The organism is Acetanaerobacterium elongatum (assembly GCF_900103835.1).
Taxonomy (GTDB): Bacteria; Bacillota; Clostridia; order Oscillospirales; family Ruminococcaceae; genus Acetanaerobacterium; species Acetanaerobacterium elongatum.
Genome location: NZ_FNID01000018.1, coordinates 41,567 through 64,977 on the forward strand (window position 1 = coordinate 41,567; position 23,411 = coordinate 64,977).

The following is a 23,411-nucleotide window of genomic DNA, read 5'->3' on the forward strand; positions in this document are numbered from 1 at the left end:
AGCCGCGGTTCGATGCGGTTGCGCCATTATCGTTTTCAGTTGTCTGGATACATTCGATTTAGCAGGGTAATACCCGTTTTGGTCTTGAAGTATTTGTTGCAGATCATCTTGGCTTGTGCGGCAGATAGGTTTTCCTCATAGATATTCACTAAAAAATCCGCCTCGACCAATATCCGATAGTCAAGGCCGTCGATATTGCCGTAGGTATGGTGGTGTCCCACCAGATAACAAACCCTTTCCACAACCTGGGCATCAATACAAAGCTCCGTTAACATCTTCTTAGCAATAGGCGGGCCTTCCAGTTCCTGATAGTTGCCTGCACTGCTGCCGTACTTCTGCTCACTCAGCTTAATGCCGATATCATGCACTACCGCAGCTGCTTCCAGGGTAAACAGGGTATGAGCATCCAAGCCCTCCAGCTCTCCGATGGTTTTTGCAAACTCATGAACCTTTATAAAATGATTAATTCTTCTGGGGTCTCCGGCATAGTATTCTGTCATGCTATTAATTATTTGGCTGATGTTCTCCATGTGCCTTTTATCCTTCCTCAAGGGTACGCTGTTTCATTAGTGTAGCCTTTATGATTTCTAAAATTTAGCTTAAGTATACCATAACGGTTCTCTTTTTTCTTACTAAAAATAATCAACCGCTTATATAATGTATTGTTAATATGCATGAAATGCAGAAATTCTTATTGATTACAGCTGGTTGTTGCAGTAAAATGAAAAACTGAGTGTTTAAGCTGGAAATTACGCGTGGGTGGGTTTGCTGTGTTATTAAAGAATTATGCACGGGCATTAAAAAAAGAGTTTTCGGGCTATAATGGCAAGAGCTTTGGCAAGGATGTATTGGCAGGCATCACGGTTGCAGCGGTTGCGCTGCCGTTGGCGCTGGCCTTTGGTGTAAGCAGCGGTGCAGATGCCGCAGCGGGCCTTATCACCGCGATTATTGCGGGTTTGCTGATCGGCGCGCTCTCCGGCGGCTCGTATCAAATCTCCGGCCCCACAGGTGCCATGACGGCTATTCTGCTGCCGCTGGTTGCCCAGTATAAGATGCAGGGCGTATTTGTCGCCTGCTTTATCTCGGGTATCATACTCATTTTGTGCGGGGTGCTTCGGCTGGGCGCGCTGGTTTCGTTTATTCCCGCGCCGGTGCTCACCGGTTTTACCTCCGGTATTGCCATCATTATTGCGCTCGGGCAGATTCCCAACCTCACGGGGCTTGTATCCTCGGGCGAAACCACCATCGAAAAGCTGGCGGGCTATTTTACAACACCTCAGTCGCCGAACCTTACCGGTATCATCATCGGTGCGGCGGTGATTGTCTTCATGGCGGTGTACCCTAAAAAGCTCAACCAGTACTTCCCGGGCTCGCTGTTTGCGATTATCCTGGCGACAGCGGCCAACCTGATATTCCGGTTTGATGTTCCGGCAGTAGGCGAGATTCCTCGCAGCCTGCTTTTAGATAATCGTCTTTCCTTTTCTCAGATAGATTTGGCAGCCGTTAAAAACCTGATAGCTCCGGCCATCAGTATTGCGGCACTTGGGTTGATTGAAAGCCTTTTGTGCGGCGCAAGCGCTGGGCGTATGAAGAATGAAAAGCTGGACGCAGACCGCGAGCTGATTGCGCAGGGCATTGGCAACATGGTCATCCCGTTTTTGGGCGGTGTGCCCGCCACAGCGGCGATTGCGCGCACCAGTGTGGCCATTAAATCCGGCGGGCAGACGCGCCTCACCAGTATTATTCACTCGGTGGTGCTGCTGCTTTCTATGTTCCTTTTAGCACCGGTAATGTCGGCCATTCCGCTTTCGGCGCTCTCCGGCGTACTGATTATGACGGCATGGCGCATGAATGAATGGGGTGTCATCAAGGGCTTCTTCAGCAAGCGCCTCAAAACAGCCATCGCCCAGTTCTTAATAACCATGGTCGCGACGGTGGTGTTCGATCTTACGCTGGCTATTCTGATAGGCATTATCTTTTCCATAGCCGTATTTGTGGTAAAGGTTTCGGATATGCAGGTTTCGATAAGTGATATCGACCACAAACGGCTCACCGATGACGCATGCGATTGCGAACAGCTCGAAAATGCGGCGGTTGCCTACCTTACCGGCCCGCTGTATTTCGGTACGGTCGGCAGGCTGGAGGATAAGCTGCACGAGCTAAGCCAAAAGGATATCATCATTATCTCAATGCGCGGTGTGCCGTTTGCGGATATGTCCGGCGTGCAGGGGCTTTCGGAGCTGTGCACGCGGCTTTCGCTCAGCGAAACCTCGGTTTACTTTTCCTGTGTGCAGCCCAATGTGGCGCAGATGTTTGACCGCTGCGGCCTCACCGAAAATATCGGGCAGGAGCGCTTCTTCTGGAGCACCGATAAGGTGCTTTCTCACATCGCAAGCAACTAGTTAGGGTATCCGCTCCTTAATTTAGAACAGGTTGAAAAACCGCCCCCTGTTTGCCGTTTGGCAAGCAGAGGGCGGTAGTTTATTTCAGGGTATCAAGTTCCTTTAGCCAAAGCGCCACCGATGCATCGCTGGGCATACGCCAGTCGCTGCGAGGTGAAAGGGTTACCGAACCGATCTTGGGGCCGTCCGGCAGGCAGGAACGCTTAAACTGCTGTGCGAAGAAACGGGTATAAAATACCCTGAGCCATTTTAGTATCGTTTCACGGTCATAACCCGACTCATCATCAGATGAATCAGGTTTATCGCCATTAAATGCATAGGCAGCCAAGCGGAACACCTTACTTGGCGAAAACCCGAAGCGCACTACATAATAAAGGAAGAAGTCATGAAGCTCGTATGGGCCTACCAACTGTTCGGTTTCCTGCGTAATCTTATCGTCCTTGGCGGGCAGCAGTTCGGGGCTTACCGGCGTATCCAGTATATCATACAGCACCTGCTTCGTCTGCTCATCCTCCGCGGTATCCGCGGCAAAGCGCACGATATGGCGTATCAGCGTTTTGGGTACCGAGGCATTCACGGCGTACATCGACATGTGGTCTCCGTTATAGGTTGCCCAGCCGAGGGCAAGCTCCGAAAGATCGCCGGTGCCCAGAACGATTCCGTCGGTCTGGTTGGCCAGGTCCATCAATACAAGCGTTCGGATACGGGCCTGCGCATTTTCATACACCACATCGTGGTTATCAATATCATGTCCGATGTCGGCAAAGTGCTGCTTTACCGATTCGGTGATATCAACACATTTAAAGTTTACTCCCAGTACCATGCATAGCTGTTCGGCATTGCTTCTGGTGCGCTTGGTGGTGCCGAAGCAGGGCATGGTTACTGCCACAATATCGCTGTGCGGGCGGCCAAGCATGTCCATGGCGCGAGCAGCTACCAACAGGGCAAGCGAAGAATCCAGCCCACCGGAAATACCAACCACAACCGTTTTGCTTTTTGAGTGCTCAAGCCGGGTTTTCAGCCCCTGAGACTGCATTAACAGAATCGCTTCGCTGCGGCTGTTGCGGTCAAATCTGGCGGAAGGTACAAACGGGTGCCGGTCAACTGGGCGGGTAAGCGTGGTTTCCTTTGGCGGCATGCTGAAAAACACCTTCTGGCAGCCTCCGTTACTAAACGGAAAGGAGGTCATGCGGCGTCGGTCGTAGCTTAAACGCCCGACATCCAGCTCCGTTGTAATCAGCCCGTTTTGAAACAGGCGACTTTCTTTTAAGATAATGCCGTTTTCGGCAATCAGGTTATGCCCCGCAAACACCATATCGGTAGAGGATTCACCGTCTCCCGCATCGGCGTACAGGTAACCGCACAGTAGCCTTGCCGACTGCCCCGATACCAGGGCGCGGCGGTAGTTATCCTTACCGATGGTCTCGTCGCTGGCCGAAAGGTTTGCAATCACCGTTGCGCCGGCCAGTGCCAACACCTGCGACGGGGGAGCAGGCACCCATATATCCTCGCAAATCTCAACGCCAAGGCAAAACTCGGGCAGTTCACTGCAAACAAACAACTGTTTTGCCCCAAAGGGAATCTCCTGCCCAAAGAGTGTAATGGTATCGGTAAAGCCGTTGGGCTCACTAAAATGGCGTTGCTCATAGAATTCACTATAGTTAGGCAGGTTTGTCTTTGGCACTACACCGAGAATAACACCGTTATAAAACACGATTGCGGTATTAAAAAGTTTACCGTCATGCAAAACAGGTGCACCTGCAATGGTAAGCATGTCCATCCCCGCACTGGCATTGCAAACATCCTCAATAGCATTCAAGCACTCTGCGAGCAGCGTATTCTGCAAAAACAGGTCGCCGCAGGTATATCCGGTAATGCAAAGCTCGGGGAACACCAGCAGCTTTACCCCCTGCGCTGCTGCCTCTTTCATCTGAGCTATAATCTGTTGTGTGTTGTAGTCACAGTCGGCTACGCGGATATGTGGGGTAGCCGTGCCCACTTTAATAAAGCCATGTTTCATCTATATTATCATACCTTTCGTACAAAGCGCCGTTAAAGTTCTTAATGTGTTCTGTTGGAAAGTATTGTAGCATGTTTCAGCATGATTATCAATCAGCTGGCATCGCCTGACATGCCCATAGTTTTAGAGAAAACCTACCGTCCTGTATTACTGTTAAGATAAGCATAATAATGCCGTATATACGCCTTAAATGCCGTCGGCAGCGCCATCCGTTCCTTTAAATCCTTCGGGCTTACCCATGTAATGCTGTCATTTCTGGCTTCGTTCACTTGTAAAAGATAGCCCATCATATTCCACATGATATGTGTAAAGATATGTTTTGCTTCCGTAAGCGGCTGAATCTCATTAACAGATAAGCCCATGTCTTTTACCACCGTAATACATTCCTCCATAGATAGAGCTCCGTCAATATTGGGCAGCTCCCACATACCGGCCAAGAGGCCGGTTTTTTTGCGTTTTGTTACCCCCAGCTTATCGCCGCACACCATTACCAGCACCGTTTTAGCTTCTGCCCGTTTCGCAGCTTTTACAGTCTTTACGGGTAACTCGGCGGCAATGCCATGCTCAAAGCCCAGGCAAAGGTGTTTAAGCGGGCAGATATCGCAACGCGGTGCGCCATTCGGCAGGCAGACAGTGGCCCCCAGCTCCATCAGCGACTGGTTAAAGTCCCCCACAGCTTCGGTTGGCAGAATTTCAGTTACCTGCTGCTCAATGCGCTTTTTAACCGGAATATCGGTAATATCATCGGCACTCGCAGTAATGCGCGATATTACCCGCAGCACATTGCCATCCACTGCCGGAAAGCGCAGCCCAAACGCTATAGAAGAAATTGCCCCCGCCGAATACGCCCCGATACCCGGCAGCTCCTTTAACGCTTCAAACGAGGCGGGTAGCTTGCCGTTATACAGCTTCATCACAGTAAGGGCAGCCTTCTGCATATTCTTCACACGACTGTAGTAGCCCAAACCCTCCCAGAGCTTCAGCAGCTGCTGTTCATCAGCCTGAGCCAGTGACGCAATATCAGGCAAAGCAGCGACAAAGCGTTCAAAATAGGGCAAAACCGTATCCACCCTTGTCTGCTGCAGCATGATCTCCGATACCCATACACGGTAGGGCGTGGGGTTATCCCGCCACGGCAGTACCCGTGCCGAGCTGTAGTACCAGCTTAACAAGGGGTTTACGATTGTATTCAATAGTGGTTTGTTCATAAATTAAACAATTCTTCCTATAGTAAGTGTCAGTAATATACCGCATACCATATTGCTTTTAAAGCAATTATACCATAATTACTGCAGGTTTAGGAGCTTTCATTTTACAAGGCTTCTATCAGCGCAGTGAATTTTTTAAAACGCCTTCGGCAACAATATCCATAATGCAGGCAAGAACAGTAATTCTGTTTCGGCGTATCAAACGCTGCCGATGATATAACGTAATTTGGTATAAGGAGCGGTTTGCCGTGAAGCCAGAATTTTTTGGGGATTCTAATAGCCAAGTCATACAAGTATCCGGCAATCAGACGCTTAAACGGCCAGTATTATTAAGAAAGATGGTGACAAAAGATCTCGACCGGCTCTGGGATATGTACCGTCGTGTCTCCAAAGAGCGTTCGCGTCCGGGCGCATGGCAATGGCTCTACGATAATTTTTATACCCTGCAGGCTGAAGGACGTTCTGTTTTGCGCGTGCTCCGGCAGGAAAGCGAGCTGCCCTGCGTGGATGATACAGCTGTGCCGATGGTATACCGGCTGATTGACGAGCTTTTTGTGGGTAAGGGGATAGAGCTTACAGGAGAGAACCTTGAACAGTTCTTAACAAGAGTGCAGCAGAATGCGCCGCTCTCGGTGGCGGAGCTGTGCTTTCTGCCCACTGCGCTGCGCTGCGCATTTATCAGCCTTTGCGCCGAATCCTGCGAGAAACAGGATGAGACAAGTGAAAAGCAGTTTGCTTATGGCATTCTATCCATTCGGGGTATTTCCGATGTCAGCTTTGAGGAACTTCTGGAAAAACAGAGTATCGTGGAGAAGATCCTTCAACAAGACCCAACGGGGCAGTACGCGGGTATGGACGACGAAAGCAAAAACCTCTACCGCTGCAAGATTACCCGTATTGCCGCCCAGCAGGGGGTAAGCGAAAAGGAAGCCGCCGAAAAGGTACTTTTGCTTGCAAAGGGCGGAAAAGGGGATAAGGAACGGCATATCGGCGAGCCGATTTTTGAACTGGACATTACCCCTAAGCAGTCAAACAATCGGGGGCAGTGCGTGCTTATACTAAGCTGGCTGCTGCCGTTAATTCTGTCTGCGGCCTTTGGGGTGTATTTAAAAAGCGTGATTGCGGCAGTGCTGCTCTACCTGCCACTGTGGGAGATATTGCGCCCTCTTATTGAGCTTTGTGCGCTCAGGGGGGTACCGGTAAGCTATGTGCCGCGTATGCAGCTTAAACGCGATCTGCCTGAGGGCGCGTATACGCTGGTTACGGTTTCAACCTTGCTGCCGCGGCCGGAGGAAGCAAAAAAACTGGAGGAACGGCTTGAAAACCTTTACATCACCAACGGCGGCAAGAACGTAGGTTTTATGCTGCTTGCCGATTTTAAAGAAGATAAATCGGTAGACAACCCCAAGGATAAAGCCATGCTGGGCGCGGCGCAGGCGGTAATCGGCCGGCTGAACGCCCGATTTGGCGGGTGCTTCTTCATGCTGGTTCGCAAGCGCAGCTATAATAAATCCAGTAAGAGCTTCGGCGGGTGGGAGCGCAAGCGCGGTGCTATTACCCAGCTTGTGCGTCTGATTCACGGGGAGAGTATTCCCGTTAAACTGTTCTGCGGCAGTATGGAGCAACTTAAAAAAACACGGTACCTTCTTGCGCTGGATGCCGATACGGGGCTATTGCTCGGTACGGTACCGCAGCTTGTTGGTGCGGCACTTCACCCGCTTAACCGTGCGAAGGTTTCAGAGGAAACAGGCATCGTTACCAGTGGGTACGGAATCTTCTCTCCGCGCATCTGTGTCGACCTTGATTCCGCCTACAAAACGGGCTTTTCCAAGGTAATGGCGGGCAGCGGTGGCATTACCGCCTACAGCGCCACCTGCGGCAACCTGTATCAGGACCTGTTCGGTCAGGGCGTTTTTTCGGGCAAGGGGCTTATCGACGTAAAGATCTTCCACACAGTAATGGATAAGCGGTTTGAGGATGGCAGAATCCTTTCGCATGACATTCTTGAAGGCGAATACATGCGCACCGCCTATATCTCCGATGTTGAACTGACCGAAAACTTTCCAAGGGATGCATCGAGCTTTTTTGGCCGCTTGCACCGCTGGATACGCGGCGATGTACAGAACCTCGGTTTTATCTTCCCGCACATAATGCAGTATGGGGTAAAGCAGCGCAATGTTTTAGGCAGGGTTTCGCGTTATAAGCTGTTTGATAACATCCGCCGTGCTATAACCCCCATCCTTGCACTCACCTGTATTATCGTTTCATTTTTCGGCTGGCGGCAGTATGCCTATACGATGGCCGTTACGGGCTTTTTAGCTATGACCGCGCCGCCTTTGCTTGCGATGTTCACCGCCATCTTTGTAAGCCGCGGGTTTGCGCTCTCGCGTGAATACTACTCCAAGACGCTTCCGGCAGCGGCAGAAAGCCTTTCACAGGCGTGTTTTCACTTTGTGTTTTTACCCAAACACGCCTTTATTGCCGGTGATGCCGTTATACGCTCCCTTTACCGCATGGCAGTTTCAAAAGAGAAGCTGTTACAGTGGACAACCGCCGCCGAGGCTGACCAGCGCAGGCACAAAACGGTGTTTAAGGTTGTGGATATGCTGCCGGGTATTGCCGTCGGCACTTTTTTGCTTTTTTCCGGTTACAGTATCCTTCGGCTTTTCGGGGTAACATTTTTACTTGCGCCGTTTGTTGCGGTGTTCTCCTCGCGCGAAAACAGTGTTATACAAGAACCGCCCGATATGCAGACTGCCGATACCCTCACAGCCTATGCTGCCATGATGTGGCGATATTACGACAAAACCTGCACGGCACGCGATAACTATCTGCCGCCCGATAACGTGCAGGAGGCGCCCACCTACGCGGTGGCGCACCGAACCTCTCCCACCAACATCGGCCTTATGCTGCTGTGTACGCTTGCCGCACGAGACCTGCACTTCATCACGAACGAAGAGCTATTAACGCGAATTGAGCATACCATCACCACCGTAGAGCGCATGGAGAAGTTCCACGGTAATCTGTATAACTGGTACGACACCAAAACCCTTGCCCTTTTGCAGCCCGCCTTTGTTTCAACCGTAGACAGTGCAAATTTTGTGTGCTGCCTGATTGCACTCAAGGAAGGCCTTAAGGAGTATTGTATCGATACCGCAAGGCTCTTAAAGCTAACCGCACGACTGAATATTCTTATCGACAACGCCGATCTCACCATCTTCTACAACAAACGCAAGAAGCTGTTTTCTGTCGGTTATGAATGTGAAACAGAAAAGCTCAGCCATTCGCACTACGACCTTTTAATGAGCGAGGCGCGCCTAACAAGCTACCTTGCCATCGCGAAGGAGCAGGTTCCCAAAAAACACTGGGGTGCCCTAGAGCGCACGCTCGCGCGGCAGGGTGCCTACGCGGGGCCGGTTTCTTGGGGTGGCAGCATCTTTGAATACTTCATGCCGCACCTGCTGCTGCCGGTGTATGAGGGTTCGCTGCTTTACGAGGCACTGCGCTTCGCAATCTATTGCCAAAAGCTGCGCGCCAGGCAGCTTTCGTTGCCGTGGGGTGTTTCGGAGAGCGGCTTTTACGCATTTGACAATATGCTCAACTACCGTTACAAGGCCCACGGTGTACAGAAGGTGGGCCTGATGCGCGGGCTGAATACCGAGTATGTCGTTTCGTCCTACTCTACCTTTCTTACCATGCAGCACGACCTAAGCGGTGCGTTAAAGAATCTCGCAGAGCTTGAGAAGATTGGTATGCTCGGCAAGTGGGGGTTTTACGAGGCGTGCGACTATACCTCTTCCCGAACAGGGGCTTATGAAAAAGGAATTGTGCGTAGCTATATGGCACACCATGTGGGCATGAGCCTGCTTTCTGTGTGCAATGTTTTAAACGATAACTGTATGCAGCGGCGTTTTATGGCCGATAAGGCCATGAAGGCAGCGCAGGAGCTTTTAAAGGAAAAGATTGCCGTGGGCAGCCTGATATTTGAGGATGTCCCCGATAGGGGCGAGCCGCCCAAGCACGGGCGAGACAACCCCACCGAGGAGGTCTTTCGCGAGATTACCCCAATCACCCCGCATCTGCAGATACTCTCTAACGGCGAGCTTACACTGGTGGCAAGCGATTGCGGCGCCCAGCATATCACCTACGGCAGCGTGGATATTACCCGCCGCACCACCGATCTTCTGCGCGCGCCGTTCGGTATCTACTTCACAGTACAGGCGGCGGACCGTATCCTTTCTGCCACCGCAGCACCCTTTTATGACCGCAATTCAAAGAACACTGCAAAATTCACCGCGTCTTCGGCAGAATTCTATGGCTCCAGCGGCGTTTTTGAAGCCGGGCTGCAGGTGTGCGTGGGCAGCGATTTCCCCGGCTGCCAGTATATCGGGGTCATCAAAAACAACTCCTCACGCAGGGTAAAGGCCAAGGCCATCTTCTACCTAGAGCCGGCGCTTGCCAAGTGGATGGATGTTGAGGCCCACCCTGCGTTTACCAAGATGTTTATTCAAGCCTCCTACGACCGTGCCTCCAATACACTGGTGTTTACCCGGCGTACACGCCCCTCCGAAACCGACGTCAGCCTTGCCGCGGGTTTTTTGGATGATACCGTCTTTGAATACGAAACCGTAAAGTCCAATGTGCTGGAGCTGCCTTACGGGATATCCTCGCTCAACAAGGCGTTTGAGAAGTCCTTTACCGGAAGGGAGGGCATCCCAGACGCGGTATGTGCCATTCGTGTATCGGTGGAGCTGCCGCCGAACGCCCAGAAGGAGTTTTCGTTTATGCTGATGGTGGATGACACCCCCGAGGGGGCGATCTCCCGCATGATGGCCGCTAAGCGAAGAGGGGTAATCAGCAGCGGGCGGGCGGCAAAATCGCCGGTTGCCACCACCAAGCTGGAAGACCGCATCGGCCAAAGTGTGGTGCCGCTGCTGTTTTATCCTAAGCGAGAACGTGCCGAAAGCATAAAAGCAGCGCAGGAGAACGTACTCGGGGTAAACGGGCTGTGGGGTTTAAGCATTTCGGGCGATTTTCCCATTGTTTTGTTCGAGGCAAAAAACGCCGAGGAGGTTAAGCGTTGTGAAGGGTATATCCGCCTAATGCAGAAGCTTAGGCTGTGCGGCGTGTTTTTTGATCTGGTGATAGCCTACCATGAACCCGAGGGAGGCGGCCTTGTAAGGAATGCACTGCATGAAACGGCCAAGGCTTGCACGGCGGAAGACTTAATCGGCGCAAGGGTTGGCATACACGCCGTTAACCTTTCCCGCCACGGTGAGCAGGTGAAAACCCTGCTGTACGCAGTGGCCAGCCATGTGGTGGAGGAGGGGCTTGTCCGCACGGGTGTGGAGTATAAGCCCTACCATCCCGCAGACATTGCGCCGGTTGAAAAGGCAAGGGTTCGATTGGTGGGGGAAGACCGTCTGTTGGGCGGAGCCTTTACCAAAGAGCGCTTTTATATCACCGGTACACCCAAGGCCCCATGGTGCCATATCCTTGCAAACCCCGCCTTCGGAACCCTTGTTTCGGATAAGGCGCTGGGCTTCTCGTGGGCCATCAACTCCCGCGAAAACAAGCTCACTCCATGGTTTAATGATCTGGCCCTAGATAACATCGGCGAGATGCTGCTGGCAGAGATTAACGGCAGGCTGTATGACCTTGCAAACGGTGCGCTTACGTCCTTTTCGGCAGAGAATGCGGTATACGAGGGGATTGCAGGCAATGTTAAAACCACTGTAACCGTTACCGTATCAAAAACCGGCAGTATCAAGTACTGTGATGTCTCCCTGCATAATACCGTAAAGGAGGAGGTTGCCATCAAACTTGCTTACTACACCGAGCCTGTTCTGGGGGTGAACCGGCGCACTTCTCGTTATATAGTCCCCACGCAGTGTGAAGGCAGGCTGCTGCTTCACAACCCCTATAATACGGCGGTAGGCGGTAATATGGCTCTGAGCTGTGATAAACAGGACGTTTATTTCAGCTGCGACCGTGCGGCAATCCTTTCCGGAAGCCTGAAGGCCGGTACGGTAGCCCCAAGCGACGACCCATGCGCCGCAATCATTCATCCCTTTAAGCTGCCACCGAGCGGGAAATACACGGCAAGGTTTATCCTCTCCTTCGGTATGAGCAGGGAGGCTTGCGAGGTTCAGAGCTGCACCCGCCCCGAGGAGTACCGCCTTGAGGAAAACCGGTTGTGGATTGATACCCCCGATAAAACCTTAAACCACCTGTTTAACGTATGGCTGCCGCATCAGATCTCCCGCGCCCGCCTGATGGGCCGCACGGGCTACTATCAGTGCGGCGGTGCGTGGGGCTTCCGCGATCAGCTGCAGGATGTCTGCGCGTATCTGCTGCTGTCGCCTAAAATCGCTAAGCAGCAGATTATCAGGGCGGCGGGCGCACAGTTTAAAGAGGGCGATGTGCTGCACTGGTGGCACAATCTGCCCAAGGAAAAGGGCGGCAAGCGCGGTGTGCGTACACGCTATTCCGATGATTTGGTATGGCTGCCCTATACCGTATGCGAATACCTCGATAAAACGGGTGATGAAGGTCTCTTAGCGATTCCGGTTCGTTTCCTTTCGGGTGACGAGCTTACCACAAAGGAGCACGAGCGTTATTTTGAACCGCAGACTTCCGATGAGGCGGGCGATATCTACGAACACTGCTGTAAAGCCATCGACAGGGCTGTTCGCCTAGGCGAGCATGGCCTGCCGCTCATCGGCTGTGGTGACTGGAACGACGGTTTTAACCTTGTAGGGGTGGAGGGCAGAGGAGAAAGCGTATGGCTGGCGTTGTTCTTAGCCATTACGCTGGAGCGGTTTGCCTTTGTGTGCGACAGAAGAAAGGATACCGCACGTGCTGAGCAGTACCGCACACAGGCTGCACTGTTAAAGAAAAACGTGGACGAGCATTGCTACGACGGCGGCTGGTATCTGCGTGCGTTCTATGATGATGGCTCCAGGATGGGCAGTGCCGAAAACGATGAGTGCCGTATCGACTCGCTGCCCCAGAGCTTTGCTGTGTTTGCAGACCTGCCCGATAAGGAGCGGGTAAGAACCGCGTTGCTTAACGCCTACGAGCAGCTAACCGACCGCGATAACGGCATTGTGCGGCTGTTTACCCCCTCTTTTCAAAAGGGGAACCAGTCCCCCGGGTATGTTAAAGCTTACCCCTGCGGCCTGCGCGAAAATGGCGGGCAGTATACTCACGCCGCTGTATGGCTGGCGCAGGCGCTGCTCAAATTCGGCCTTACCGAGCAGGGGTATGAGCTGCTTTGCCTGATTAACCCCGCCAACAAGTATAAAAACGAAGCCACTGCCGAGGCCTACCGTCTGGAGCCTTATTATATTGCCGCGGATGTTTATACCAACCCGTCCGCCTACGGCAGGGGCGGTTGGAGCATCTATACCGGTGCCGCGGGCTGGTATTACCGCACGGTGTTTGAAAACCTTCTTGGCGTACGGGTGCTGGGAAGCCATGTCGAGGTAAAGCCAAAGCTGCCCGAAGCTTGGGATGGCTTCTCGCTGCGGCTGGAGATTCAAAAGACCATTATCAAGGTAACGGTTGCAAAAGAGAATAATAATGCCAAAGCAGAGGCGGTAATACCGCTTGACGGCAAGGCCCACGAGGTAAAACTGAAAGGCTAGGAATAAAAAATTGAAAGGTTTGTGAATTTTTATGGCAGGTATGGAACTGTATTCGGATGTGTGGTAAAATATAGCGTACGCTTGTTGCAAGCTATATAATTAAGATAAATCTTTCAACCGCCAGCTGGCAGGAAAGGATTGTCACGGTATGGGAAACAGACTAAGCCGCGAAAAGATCGCGCAAAATGTATATTTCAGCAGTATTACCGACAGTCGTTATAAAACCAACCGCATTTCGGTAAACCTGATGCTGCCGCTGGATAAAAAGACGGCAACGCCAAATGCACTACTCTGCTCTATGCTGCGTAAAAGCGGTGCGGAGTATGAAAACTTCATGGCCATCAGCAAAAAGCTCTCCGACCTTTATGGAGCCTACCTTGATTCCGATGTTATGAAAATCGGCGAGAATCAGGGATTAAGCCTCTATGTAACAGCTATCGACGATCGGTTTGCTTTAAATCACGAGCCGCTCACTACCGAGTGTGCAAAGTTGCTCTGTTCGCTGCTGCTCAAGCCGAATATCAAGGGCGGTGCATTCAACGAAAAAGAGCTTGAGGTAGAAAAGCAGGTGCTTATCGACGAGATCGAGTCCGAGATCAACGAGAAGCGCAGCTACGCCGTGATGCAATGCTCTAAAAACATGTGCGAGGGTGAACGCTTCGCAATCCCGCGCTACGGCTATAAAGAGGACGTGCCTTCCATTACGGCGGAAAGCCTTGTAAAAACCTATCAGAATGCTGTTTCCACAGCGCTGGTGGAGGTGTTCTTTACCGGCTGCGGCAGCCCGGATGCGGCCAAGCAGATATTTATCGATGCCTTTAAGGAGATACGGCGCGGGGAGGATTACCGTCTTTCCACCGAGGTCATCCGTGAGGTGAAACAGGTAAAAGAGATTACCGAGCATCTGGATGTCGCACAGTCTAAGCTGGTGCTTGGCTTCAGGGCGGGCTCTGATGTCTCCGATAACGATAAAAACCTTGCGGCGCTGTTGATGGTGGCCATTTACGGCTCCACCCCCAGTTCCAAGCTGTTTTTGAATGTCCGAGAAAAATTAAGCCTCTGCTACTACTGCGCCTCGCGGTATGACCGCTACAAGGGTATCCTGATGGTGGATTGCGGTATCGAGGCGGGCAATATGCAAAAGGCAAAGGATGAAATCCTAAAGCAGCTGCAGGAGATGCAGAGCGGTAATATCACCGCCGATGAGCTTAACCATGCGCTGCTGGCCATCAAGAACGGCTATAAAGCGGTGTTTGATTCCACTAAGTCAGTGGAAACCTACTACCTTGGGCAGATCTTCTCGGGCACAACCTACGATCCCGAAGAGGTTCTCGCGCAACTGGAGGGTATAGCTATCGAGGATGTACAGAATGCAGCAAAGCGGGTAAAGCTCGACACCGTATACTTCCTTACCGGGGAGAATCAATAGGAAATGCAAGCATTCCCTATTGATTATTATAAAACTGCTGTCCAAAGCCAATCAAATGGCACAGCCATTTGATTGGCTTGCGTAGCCCCTCCTGCGGCAAAGCCGCATCGCACTTTTTCTATCTAGTGTGAGAGGTATGAAGATAAATGAATAAAGAAGTTATCAAAAGCACGGTAATAGGTGAGCAGTACACCCGTTACAATCATAAAAGCGGCCTGACGATTTTACTCTGCCCCATGCAGGGCTACAGCTCCACCTATGCGCTGTTTGCCACCCGTTACGGCTCAATCGACACCTGCTTCAAAACCCAGCACGATGCCGATTTTGTAACCGTGCCCGAGGGTATTGCGCATTTTCTGGAACACAAGATGTTCGAGGACGAAGACGGTGATGCCTTTGCCAAGTATGCAAAAACGGGCGCCAGTGCCAACGCCTTCACCTCGTTTGATCGCACCGCCTACGAGTTTTTAACCTCCGATAATGTTTATGAATCGCTTGAGATTCTGCTCAAGATGGTAACCACCCCTTACTTTACCGAAAAATCGGTGGCCAAGGAACAGGGTATTATCGGGCAGGAAATCGAGATGTATAACGACGACCCGAACTGGCGCGTATTCTTTAACCTGCTGCGCGCCTTATATGTAAACCACCCACTGCGCATCGATATCGCGGGCACAGCGGCTTCGATTGCACAGATTGATAAAGACCTGCTGTACCGCTGCTACAACACCTTCTATAACCTAAAAAACATGGTGCTTGCCATTTCGGGCAACTTTGATATCGAACGTGTGCTTGAGGTATGCGACAAGGTATTAAAGCCAGCGGAGGAGATGATCATCGATCGCCGCCAGCCCGAGGAGCCCCTCACCGTGGCGAAGGAGTATGTTGAGCAGGAATTTGAGGTTTCTATCCCGCTGTTTCAGTTTGGTTTTAAGGTGCCGCCCTATACCGACGCGGAACGTTTAAAGCTCAGCGTTGCAAACGATATTCTGTTGGAGGCTTTAGCGGGCGAGGCCTCGCCGCTATACTCCAGGCTCTACGAGCAGGGGCTTATCAACGACAGCTTCAGCTACGAGGGGATGATTGAGCGCGAATGTGTCGCTAATGTGTTCTCCGGCGAATCGAAAAACCCGCAGAAGGTTTGCGACGAGATTGTAAAAGCGCTCGAACAGATACAGCAAAACGGAATCGATACCGAGGCCTTTGAACGTGCCAAGAAGTTTTATTACGGGCGGCTGGTGTTTGCGTACAATAATGTGGAATCGGTGGCTTCCGCCCTCGTAACCTCCTACCTGTATGGCCGCAATGCTTATGATATCATCGATATGCTGGTAGGTATTACGAAAGCTGATGTAGATGCCGCTGCGCATCGCAATTTCAATATTCAGCACAAGGCGCTTTCAGTAGTAAAACCTAAAACCTAAATCTTAATGCCGGTAAAGAACATCAATCTTTCCGGCTGTTACATAGAGCAAAAAAACTACGGATTGGAGATTAGAATATGACCGAAATACTTAGATTCCCGGGTTTGGGAATCGAAATCCCTCTTAACCGGGTAGCCTTTTCAATCGGCAAGATCAACGTGTATTGGTACGGCATCCTGATTGCATTGGGGGTTGCGCTTGCCATTTCCTATGCGCTGAAGAAGGCCAGAAAAAGCGGCATCCACCCCGACCGTTTTATTGATGTGATTATGGGCGGCTTTGTGGGCGGTATCCTTGGCGCAAGAATCTACTATGTGGTGTTTGAATGGAGCTACTATAAGGATCATTTAAACGAGATTTATCAGATCTGGAACGGCGGTCTTGGCATTTACGGCGGCCTGATCGGCGCGGTTGTGGTTGGTTATTTTATGTGCAAATGGCGCAAGGTTAAGTTCCTCCCCATGATGGACCTTGCCGTTATGGGCTTTCTAATTGGCCAGTCTATCGGCAGGTGGGGCAACTTTGTAAACGTCGAGGCATTTGGCTGCAATACGAATCTGCCTTGGGGTATGACCAGTAATAAGATAATGATGTACCTTGTTGAGAACGCAGACAAGCTTGCACAGCAGGGTATGCAAGTCGTAACAAACGACCCGGTACATCCCACTTTTTTATACGAATCCCTTTGGTGCCTCATTGGCTTTATTCTGCTGCACCTTTACTTTAAGCACCGTCGGTTTGATGGCGAGGTATTCCTGCTCTACTCGGCCTGGTATGGCTTTGGTCGCTTCTTTATCGAGGGCCTGCGCACCGACAGCCTTGTAATCGGTTCGGTAAGGGTTTCGCAGGTGCTTGCGGCGGTATTCATGTTTGCATCTATCATTATTGAGATTGTGGTGCGTTACAAGATTGCCACCGAGCACGATGAAAACTACCTGAAGGTTTACGGTACAACCGAAGAGGCGGCTCTCGCATTGGCTGCCCTGGATGAACAGCTGAAGTCTAAGCCCAAGAAGAGCAAGGATGTGGCCGCAGAACAGCCCGCGGGTGAGGAAACAGTGACTGAAGAATCCGAAGAGGAGGTCAACCCTGCCGAGAAGAAAGCCAAGGAAGACGAAACCGCAGAGGACGCCGCTGTGATTGCTGTCGTTCAGGCTGAACAAACCGAAGAAGTATTAGGGGAAGACTCTCCCGCACAAGAGAGCGAAGACTGATAATAACAGTGGGGCTATTGTAAAACAGCAGGCGAGTTGGTAGTAGAACATTATCAACATCCCAGCCTGTTTGTTTTGCAATGGTCCCATTTATGAATTGATGAGAGGAATGGGCACCATATGAGTTTGGCACAGATCATTGACGGCAAGCTAATCAGCGCACAGGTTAAGGCCGAGGTAACCGCGGAGGTTTCGGCGCTGCGCGAAAAGGGGATTGCGGTAACGCTGGCGGTAGTAATCGTGGGGGACGACAGTGCGTCTCGCACCTATGTAAACAATAAGAAGAAGGATTGTGCCGAGGTGGGCGTGATCTCGGAGGAATATGCGCTTCCCGCCGAAACCACACAGGCCGAACTGATGGAGCTTATACACACCCTCAACAATCGCAGGGATGTAAACGGCATACTGGTTCAGCTGCCGATTCCTAAGCATCTGGACGAGAAGGCGGTCATCGATGCGATTCTGCCGCAAAAGGATGTAGATGCCTTCCACCCCGTTAACGTCGGCAAAATAATGATCGGCGACTTCGATTTTCTGCCCTGTACTCCCGCCGGGGTAATGGAGATGCTGGCTAAGACAGGCATCGACCCTGCCGGAAAAGATTGTGTAGTTATCGGCCGAAGCAATATCGTGGGCAAGCCGATGTCTATGCTGCTGCTGCATAAGAATGCCACCGTCACCATCTGTCACTCAAAAACCAAGAACCTCGCCGAGGTTGCCCGCCGTGCGGATATTCTGGTGGTAGCCATCGGCCGCGCAAAGTTTGTTACCGCGGATATGGTGAAGCCTGGCGCTGTGGTAATCGATGTGGGTATGGACAGGGACGAAAACGGTAAGCTCTGCGGAGACGTGGATTACGAAGCGGTGAAAGAGGTAGCTGGCTGGATTACCCCAGTACCCGGCGGCGTAGGCCCCATGACAAGGGCGGTGTTGCTCAAGAATACCTTAGCGGCGGCAAAGCTGCAGAACGCTGATAAGCTTTAAGATTTATAATCTATAGGTTGACTTATTTGACAAACTGTGATAATATGTTTAATGCCGCATGCTGTGGGCTTATAAAGTGGGTTTTTCCCCGCCTTACAGGCAGCGAGTTTAGAAAAGGCAGGTGCCTCAGTTAAATGTACGCAATTATTGAAACCGGCGGCAAGCAGTACAAGGTTTCCCAGGGAGACGTTGTATATATTGAAAAGCTTGACGTTCAGCCCGACGAAACCGTTAAATTCGATAAGGTAATCGCCGTTGCCACCGATAATGGTGTTACCTTCGGCAACCCCACCGTAAGCGGTGCTGTTGTAAGCGCTAAGGTAGTTAAAAACGGCAAGGCCAAGAAGGTTACGGTATTTACCTACAAATCCAAGAAGAACGAAAAGCGCAAGATGGGCCACAGACAGCCCTACACCAAGGTTCAGATTGAAACAATCACCGCATAAAAAGGCAAGGCTGTAAAGCGGGGCGTTAATCGATGATACGTGCAGGCTTTGTAAAAGCAAACGGCAGGTTTAAATCCTTCGTGGTTTCAGGCCACGCAGGGTATGCGGAAAGCGGAAGCGACATTGTGTGTGCCGCTGTTTCCTCCGCCGTACAGTTAACGGCCAACGCTGTCACCGAGGTTGCGGGCATTAAAGCCAAGGTTCAGGTAAACGAGGATAACATCGCGCTTACTTTGCCCAACGGCTGCGAAAGCGATGCCGCGGAACTTTTAATCGCTGCTTTATATCTTCACCTTTCTCTTTTGGCGGAGGATTATAATGACGCCATACAGGTGCTAACGGAAGAGTAATTCCTACTAATATGGAGGTGCAGTTACCATGATTAAAATCAGTATTCAATTTTTTGCTCATAAAAAGGGCGTTGGTTCTACCAAGAACGGCCGTGACTCCGAATCTAAGCGTCTTGGCGTAAAGCGTGCCGACGGCCAGTTCGTGCTTGCGGGCAACATCCTTGTTCGTCAGCGCGGCACACACATTCATCCCGGTGAGAATGTTGGCATCGGCTCCGATGACACCCTGTTCGCGAAAGCCGACGGCAAGGTAAAGTTCGAGCGTCTTGGCAAAGACCGCAAGAAGGTTAGCGTTTACGCGCAGTAATGCAGATTTCTTAACAGGAATAGGTATAAGCCTTTTTAGAACGTAATCTGCTTTAAGAATCCCGGGCGATCAGGCTCGGGATTTTTTTGACTGTAATTCGGGAACAATAGCGGTATAGTTCAATTCATTAATACTAATCTCTCATTAAAGCCTTTCTAAAGAGTTCTTGTAAGAAGCCATTAATTCAAGCTTTTCACTTGATCCTTTAGCGGTTTTATAATCGTGATAAGTATAAGGAGATAACATAATGTTTATAGACAAGGCTAGAATCAGCATAAAGGCGGGCGACGGAGGCAACGGTGCGGTTTCGTTCCACCGCGAGAAGTATGTGGCTGCCGGCGGGCCGGACGGCGGCGACGGCGGCAAGGGCGGCGATGTCGTATTCGTTGCCGATACCAACCTCTCCACCCTGATTGATTTCAAGTATAAGAAGAACTATACCGCTCAAAACGGACAAAACGGCATGACGAGGCGTTGCTTCGGCAAAGGCGGCGAAGACCTTGTCATCAGGGTGCCGCTGGGTACCATCCTGCGGGAAGCACAAACCGGCCGCGTTATGGCCGATATCTCCGGTACAGAACCGGTGATTGTAGCGAAAGGCGGAAAGGGTGGATGGGGTAACGCTCATTTCGCAACCCCCACACGCCAGATTCCGCGGTTCGCCAAGGGCGGCATCCCGGGCGAGAGCTTTGATGTGCTGTTGGAATTAAAGCTGTTAGCCGATGTGGGGCTTGTGGGCTTCCCCAATGTGGGTAAGAGTACACTCATTTCTATGGTAAGCAACGCAAAACCCGAGATTGCAAACTATCATTTTACCACCCTCATCCCCGTACTGGGCGTGGTGCGTATCGACGAAGGCAACTCCTATGTGATGGCCGACATCCCGGGGCTTATTGAGGGCGCCTCCGAGGGCGTGGGGTTGGGGCATGAGTTTTTGCGCCATGTAGACCGCTGCCGTTTAATTGTACACATCGTGGATGTCTCCGGCTCCGAGGGGCGCGACCCCAAGGAGGATTTTGTCAAGATTAACTACGAGCTGAAAAACTTCAGCGAGGAGCTTGCCGAGCGTCCGCAGATTGTTGTTGCCAATAAGTGCGATATAGCCGAACCCGAACAGATCGAATCGTTCAAAAGATATGTTGAAGATCAGGGCTACCCCTTTTTCTCAATTGCGGCTGCAACGCGGCAGGGGGTAGACGCTTTAAAATATGCCATAGCCGCCAGACTCAAAGAGCTCCCGCCCATCAAGCGCTACGAGCCTGAGCAGGCCCCGCTTGAAACAATTGGTGATAACCGCAGCTTTGAGATTACCGACCAGGACGGTGTATTCGTTGTAGAGGCGCCGTGGCTGCTCAAGGTGCTTTCAAGCTGCAATATGGAGGATTACGAGTCGCTGCAGTATTTCCAGCGCGTACTGGTCGAGTCCGGAATTATCGATAAACTGGTGGAGATGGGCGTAAAAGAGGGCGACACCGTAAGCATCTATGATTTTGAGTTTGACTATGTTGACTAACCAGAATTAACGGGGAATAAGTTTGAAAGGCAGATCTTTCAAACTAGGGCTTTGTGCTTTTCGTTCGATAAACTGAAATGTGTTGGTACGATTTTCAGTTAACGAATTTCGGCTGAGGCCGAAACCGCACGAATTCCCTGAAAGGAATGTTCATATTTATGCAGTTAAGTATCGAAGAAGCCAGTAATCCTAAGCTTAAAAGCCCTTTAGCGCTTGCCTTTTTAGGCGATGCCGTCTATGAACTGCTTGTACGTGAGCACCTTTCTCAGCAGGGAAGCATGCCAGCGCATGCGCTGCATGTGCTGGCCGTACGTTTAGTGCGCGCCTCGGCGCAGGCGCACGCCACAGAGCTTATCGCCGGGGTACTCACCGAGGAAGAAACAGCCATTCTTAAAAGAGGGCGAAACGCCAACAGTACTACCGTGCCTAAGAACGCCAACCCCGCCGATTACCGCATGGCCACCGGGCTGGAAGCTTTATTTGGTTACCTGTACTTAAAAGGGGAGCAGCAGCGTATAAATGAGCTGTTTAAGATTATCTGGCAGTCGTATTGTGAAGAGAACCGGCAGGAATAGAATAAAAGAGCCGCCCTCGGTTTTTCGAAAGGCGGCTCTTGCTGTATGTATTCAAGATTTTATTCAGGCAGCTCCCCGGAAAGCAGGAAGTTTACCGTTCCAAACGGGAAGCCTATCGGTACAATAAAGAGGTTTTTAAATCCGTTAAGGATCTTATCGCTTTCATAGTCTTGCGGCTCAAGGTCGAGTTCCACGGCAAGCGAATTAGAGGTATTCACGGCAAACAGGCCATTGTGCAAATTCAAAAACTCGCCAACCGAAGCCTTCACGTATTCGTCGTTTTCAGTAAAGCGTTCCTGCGCATAACGTGATGCAAAGGCTGTAAACGCATCATTGGAAGCCTCAATTGCGGTAAAGATCTGCTCGGAGCCCTTAATCACCTGTATGGCGGCTTGTTTGCAGGCGTGCAACTGTACCGTGGAAGAGGGCAAAAGGGTAAAATCATCGCCGATAAAGCGAATAATATTCTTTAACAGCAACGAAACATAGTCGGCGTATAAGTCGCCTTTTGTGCCCGCAAGGCTAAAGCCATAGAAGTCGCTGATAACCGAGCGCACAGAAGCAGCCTTTTCGTCGGCAAACTCCGCCTCCGTAATCTTAGCGGAACGCTTGTAGGAATCAAGCGCTATCGCAAATTGGCCGTTTGTCATACAGCCGCTTTCCACCAGTGCCTGCCCAAGCAGCAGGTAGCCGGTTTTCTGCGAGGTCAGCAGTTCGTTAACCTGATCCGGGGTCATATAGCCCATCTCAACGGCCAGATCCCCCATTCGCTTATCGGTGTGCATCTGCATTTTATGCAGCTTATCCACCTGTTCCGCAGTCATATATCCCGCGTTGATGGCCAGCACCCCAAGCTTGACATGCACCTTCTTTTGCAACTCAAGTGCTTGCGCGAGCTGTTCGGAGGTTACCAGATGGTTGTTCAGCAGGTAGCTGCCAAAGAATTGCGTAAACATGATAATATCAAGCCTTTCCGGTATAGGATGTGTATAAGGAGGTACCTATTTGCCGTTTGCCAGGTTGCTAACAATTTTGAGTACCTGCGCGTCTTCAATGGGCTTTTGAAGAAAATCATAAACACCAAAATCCACAGCCTCTTTTAAATGGCTCTGTGTTCCAACCGATGACGCCATTACAACCTTGGCGTTGGGGTTGGCGGCACGAATCTCCTTTAATGCTTCGAGGCCGGTCTTTTTGGGCATGATAATGTCCATAAATACAATATCAGGCTGTTGCGCCTTATATATTCTAACTGCCTCCTCACCGTCGGTGGCCTCAAGCAAGGTGCCGAAACCGATCTTGGTGAGCAGTTCTTTAAACTTCTTGCGTACCAGTATGGAGTCATCGCAAACCAGCGCTTTCATCTTAGAAATTTCCATAGATTAGGTTCACCCTCATTTCATTATAACTGCACCCATAATTTACTTTATATTCTACACTATATTAATTCATTTTTCAACAAATAATGCACATTATTTGGCACGCATATCCGTTTTTATCTTGCGGGCAAAATGTTGGCTTTACAGCGAGATAACAGGTAAAGAGCGCATTTATGTAGGTTTGTCAAACATCTTGGACAGTGTTAGGAAAGAGCAAGCTTTTCAAGTGGCGAAAGCCAGCGAAGAGGGCGCATCGGTATGTTATTGGAACGATTTTGATGTGCAGCTAGCTGCACATCAAAATCGGCGAGTGAATAAAAGTGGTGTATGTCATAGAAACGCTTTTGGTCTTCACGGTGGCTACGTTCTACCTTGCCGTTGTGTCGGGGTGTATAAGGACGAATAAGTTTATGTCTGATACCCAGTTTCAGTGCCGTTTGTTCAAACAAGGTAAAACTATCTCGTTTGCTGCTGGAGAAACGATTGGTAAATTCAAAACCGTTATCGGTCT

The 23,411-nt window shown here is 50.9% G+C and carries 17 protein-coding genes; 11 read left to right on the plus strand and 6 right to left on the minus strand.

Annotated elements, in window-relative coordinates; translation table 11 throughout:
- Positions 1–35: 35 nt before the first annotated feature.
- Positions 36–530, minus strand: a complete 495-nt coding sequence (locus tag BLR50_RS08045) for an HD domain-containing protein (protein WP_092640369.1) — start codon at positions 528–530, stop codon at positions 36–38.
- A 240-nt stretch (positions 531–770) separates the two neighbouring features.
- On the opposite strand from BLR50_RS08045, the gene BLR50_RS08050 reads away from it, so the two are divergent.
- A complete protein-coding gene (locus BLR50_RS08050; RefSeq protein WP_092640371.1) occupies positions 771–2,402 on the plus strand; it encodes a SulP family inorganic anion transporter in 1,632 nt (543 codons plus the stop codon).
- Positions 2,403–2,481: 79 nt separating this feature from the next.
- Here the strand turns inward: BLR50_RS08050 and BLR50_RS08055 are convergent, their stop codons facing one another.
- Positions 2,482–4,422, minus strand: coding sequence for an NAD(+) synthase (locus BLR50_RS08055; RefSeq protein WP_092640373.1), 1,941 nt, complete (start codon positions 4,420–4,422; stop codon positions 2,482–2,484).
- Positions 4,423–4,556: 134 nt separating this feature from the next.
- The gene (gene mutY / locus BLR50_RS08060; protein ID WP_092640375.1) at positions 4,557–5,630 is read right to left on the minus strand and encodes an A/G-specific adenine glycosylase; all 1,074 of its coding nucleotides are present in this window, start codon (positions 5,628–5,630) and stop codon (positions 4,557–4,559) included.
- 371 nt (positions 5,631–6,001) lie between these two features.
- Here mutY and BLR50_RS08065 point away from each other — a divergent pair, with 371 nt between their 5' ends.
- The 10 genes from BLR50_RS08065 (at position 6,002) to BLR50_RS08110 (ending at position 21,521) form a co-directional block, all read left to right on the plus strand.
- Positions 6,002–13,279, plus strand: coding sequence for a GH36-type glycosyl hydrolase domain-containing protein (locus BLR50_RS08065; protein WP_162840369.1), 7,278 nt, complete (start codon positions 6,002–6,004; stop codon positions 13,277–13,279).
- A gap of 148 nt (positions 13,280–13,427) precedes the next feature.
- Positions 13,428–14,708: an EF-P 5-aminopentanol modification-associated protein YfmF gene (yfmF, locus tag BLR50_RS08070; protein ID WP_092640379.1), complete on the plus strand. Its 1,281-nt coding sequence runs from the start codon at positions 13,428–13,430 to the stop codon at positions 14,706–14,708.
- Between the two features lie 146 nt (positions 14,709–14,854).
- Positions 14,855–16,132, plus strand: coding sequence for an EF-P 5-aminopentanol modification-associated protein YfmH (yfmH, locus tag BLR50_RS08075; protein ID WP_092640381.1), 1,278 nt, complete (start codon positions 14,855–14,857; stop codon positions 16,130–16,132).
- Positions 16,133–16,209: 77 nt separating this feature from the next.
- Entirely contained in the window at positions 16,210–17,346 is a 1,137-nt protein-coding gene (gene lgt / locus BLR50_RS08080) for a prolipoprotein diacylglyceryl transferase (protein WP_092640383.1), read from the plus strand.
- Between the two features lie 126 nt (positions 17,347–17,472).
- Positions 17,473–18,330 (plus strand): bifunctional methylenetetrahydrofolate dehydrogenase/methenyltetrahydrofolate cyclohydrolase FolD, encoded by an 858-nt coding sequence (folD, locus tag BLR50_RS08085; protein WP_092640411.1) that lies wholly within the window; start codon positions 17,473–17,475, stop codon positions 18,328–18,330.
- Positions 18,331–18,464: 134 nt separating this feature from the next.
- Positions 18,465–18,776, plus strand: coding sequence for a 50S ribosomal protein L21 (rplU, locus tag BLR50_RS08090; protein ID WP_092640385.1), 312 nt, complete (start codon positions 18,465–18,467; stop codon positions 18,774–18,776).
- A 32-nt stretch (positions 18,777–18,808) separates the two neighbouring features.
- Positions 18,809–19,126, plus strand: coding sequence for a ribosomal-processing cysteine protease Prp (locus tag BLR50_RS08095; RefSeq protein ID WP_092640387.1), 318 nt, complete (start codon positions 18,809–18,811; stop codon positions 19,124–19,126).
- Between the two features lie 28 nt (positions 19,127–19,154).
- Complete coding sequence (gene rpmA / locus BLR50_RS08100; protein WP_092640389.1) at positions 19,155–19,433, plus strand: 50S ribosomal protein L27; 279 nt, start codon at positions 19,155–19,157, stop codon at positions 19,431–19,433.
- Positions 19,434–19,680: 247 nt separating this feature from the next.
- Complete coding sequence (gene obgE / locus BLR50_RS08105) at positions 19,681–20,946, plus strand: GTPase ObgE (protein ID WP_092640392.1); 1,266 nt, start codon at positions 19,681–19,683, stop codon at positions 20,944–20,946.
- 158 nt (positions 20,947–21,104) lie between these two features.
- Entirely contained in the window at positions 21,105–21,521 is a 417-nt protein-coding gene (locus BLR50_RS08110; protein WP_092640395.1) for a Mini-ribonuclease 3, read from the plus strand.
- Positions 21,522–21,580: 59 nt separating this feature from the next.
- On the opposite strand, the gene BLR50_RS08115 is transcribed toward BLR50_RS08110, so the two are convergent.
- The 3 genes from BLR50_RS08115 to BLR50_RS08125 all read right to left on the minus strand — a co-directional run.
- Complete coding sequence (locus BLR50_RS08115) at positions 21,581–22,477, minus strand: cyclic di-GMP-binding domain-containing protein, MshE-related (RefSeq protein WP_092640398.1); 897 nt, start codon at positions 22,475–22,477, stop codon at positions 21,581–21,583.
- Between the two features lie 45 nt (positions 22,478–22,522).
- Positions 22,523–22,900, minus strand: coding sequence for a response regulator (locus BLR50_RS08120; RefSeq protein WP_092640401.1), 378 nt, complete (start codon positions 22,898–22,900; stop codon positions 22,523–22,525).
- A 203-nt stretch (positions 22,901–23,103) separates the two neighbouring features.
- On the minus strand, positions 23,104–23,411 hold a 308-nt coding region (locus BLR50_RS08125; RefSeq protein WP_143008070.1), incomplete at its 5' end, for an integrase core domain-containing protein.

What these genes read in the sequence shown, in the direction of transcription:
- BLR50_RS08120 (WP_092640401.1), bottom strand. Translation starts at nt 22,900, where the DNA reads ATGGAAATTTCTAAGATGAAAGCGCTGGTTTGCGATGACTCCATACTG.
- BLR50_RS08045 (WP_092640369.1), bottom strand. Translation starts at nt 530, where the DNA reads ATGGAGAACATCAGCCAAATAATTAATAGCATGACAGAATACTATGCC.
- mutY (WP_092640375.1), bottom strand. Translation starts at nt 5,630, where the DNA reads ATGAACAAACCACTATTGAATACAATCGTAAACCCCTTGTTAAGCTGG.
- BLR50_RS08055 (WP_092640373.1), bottom strand. Translation starts at nt 4,422, where the DNA reads ATGAAACATGGCTTTATTAAAGTGGGCACGGCTACCCCACATATCCGC.
- yfmH (WP_092640381.1), top strand. Translation starts at nt 14,855, where the DNA reads ATGAATAAAGAAGTTATCAAAAGCACGGTAATAGGTGAGCAGTACACC.
- lgt (WP_092640383.1), top strand. Translation starts at nt 16,210, where the DNA reads ATGACCGAAATACTTAGATTCCCGGGTTTGGGAATCGAAATCCCTCTT.
- BLR50_RS08095 (WP_092640387.1), top strand. Translation starts at nt 18,809, where the DNA reads ATGATACGTGCAGGCTTTGTAAAAGCAAACGGCAGGTTTAAATCCTTC.
- rpmA (WP_092640389.1), top strand. Translation starts at nt 19,155, where the DNA reads ATGATTAAAATCAGTATTCAATTTTTTGCTCATAAAAAGGGCGTTGGT.
- yfmF (WP_092640379.1), top strand. Translation starts at nt 13,428, where the DNA reads ATGGGAAACAGACTAAGCCGCGAAAAGATCGCGCAAAATGTATATTTC.
- rplU (WP_092640385.1), top strand. Translation starts at nt 18,465, where the DNA reads ATGTACGCAATTATTGAAACCGGCGGCAAGCAGTACAAGGTTTCCCAG.
- BLR50_RS08065 (WP_162840369.1), top strand. Translation starts at nt 6,002, where the DNA reads ATGTACCGTCGTGTCTCCAAAGAGCGTTCGCGTCCGGGCGCATGGCAA.
- obgE (WP_092640392.1), top strand. Translation starts at nt 19,681, where the DNA reads ATGTTTATAGACAAGGCTAGAATCAGCATAAAGGCGGGCGACGGAGGC.
- BLR50_RS08110 (WP_092640395.1), top strand. Translation starts at nt 21,105, where the DNA reads ATGCAGTTAAGTATCGAAGAAGCCAGTAATCCTAAGCTTAAAAGCCCT.
- BLR50_RS08115 (WP_092640398.1), bottom strand. Translation starts at nt 22,477, where the DNA reads ATGTTTACGCAATTCTTTGGCAGCTACCTGCTGAACAACCATCTGGTA.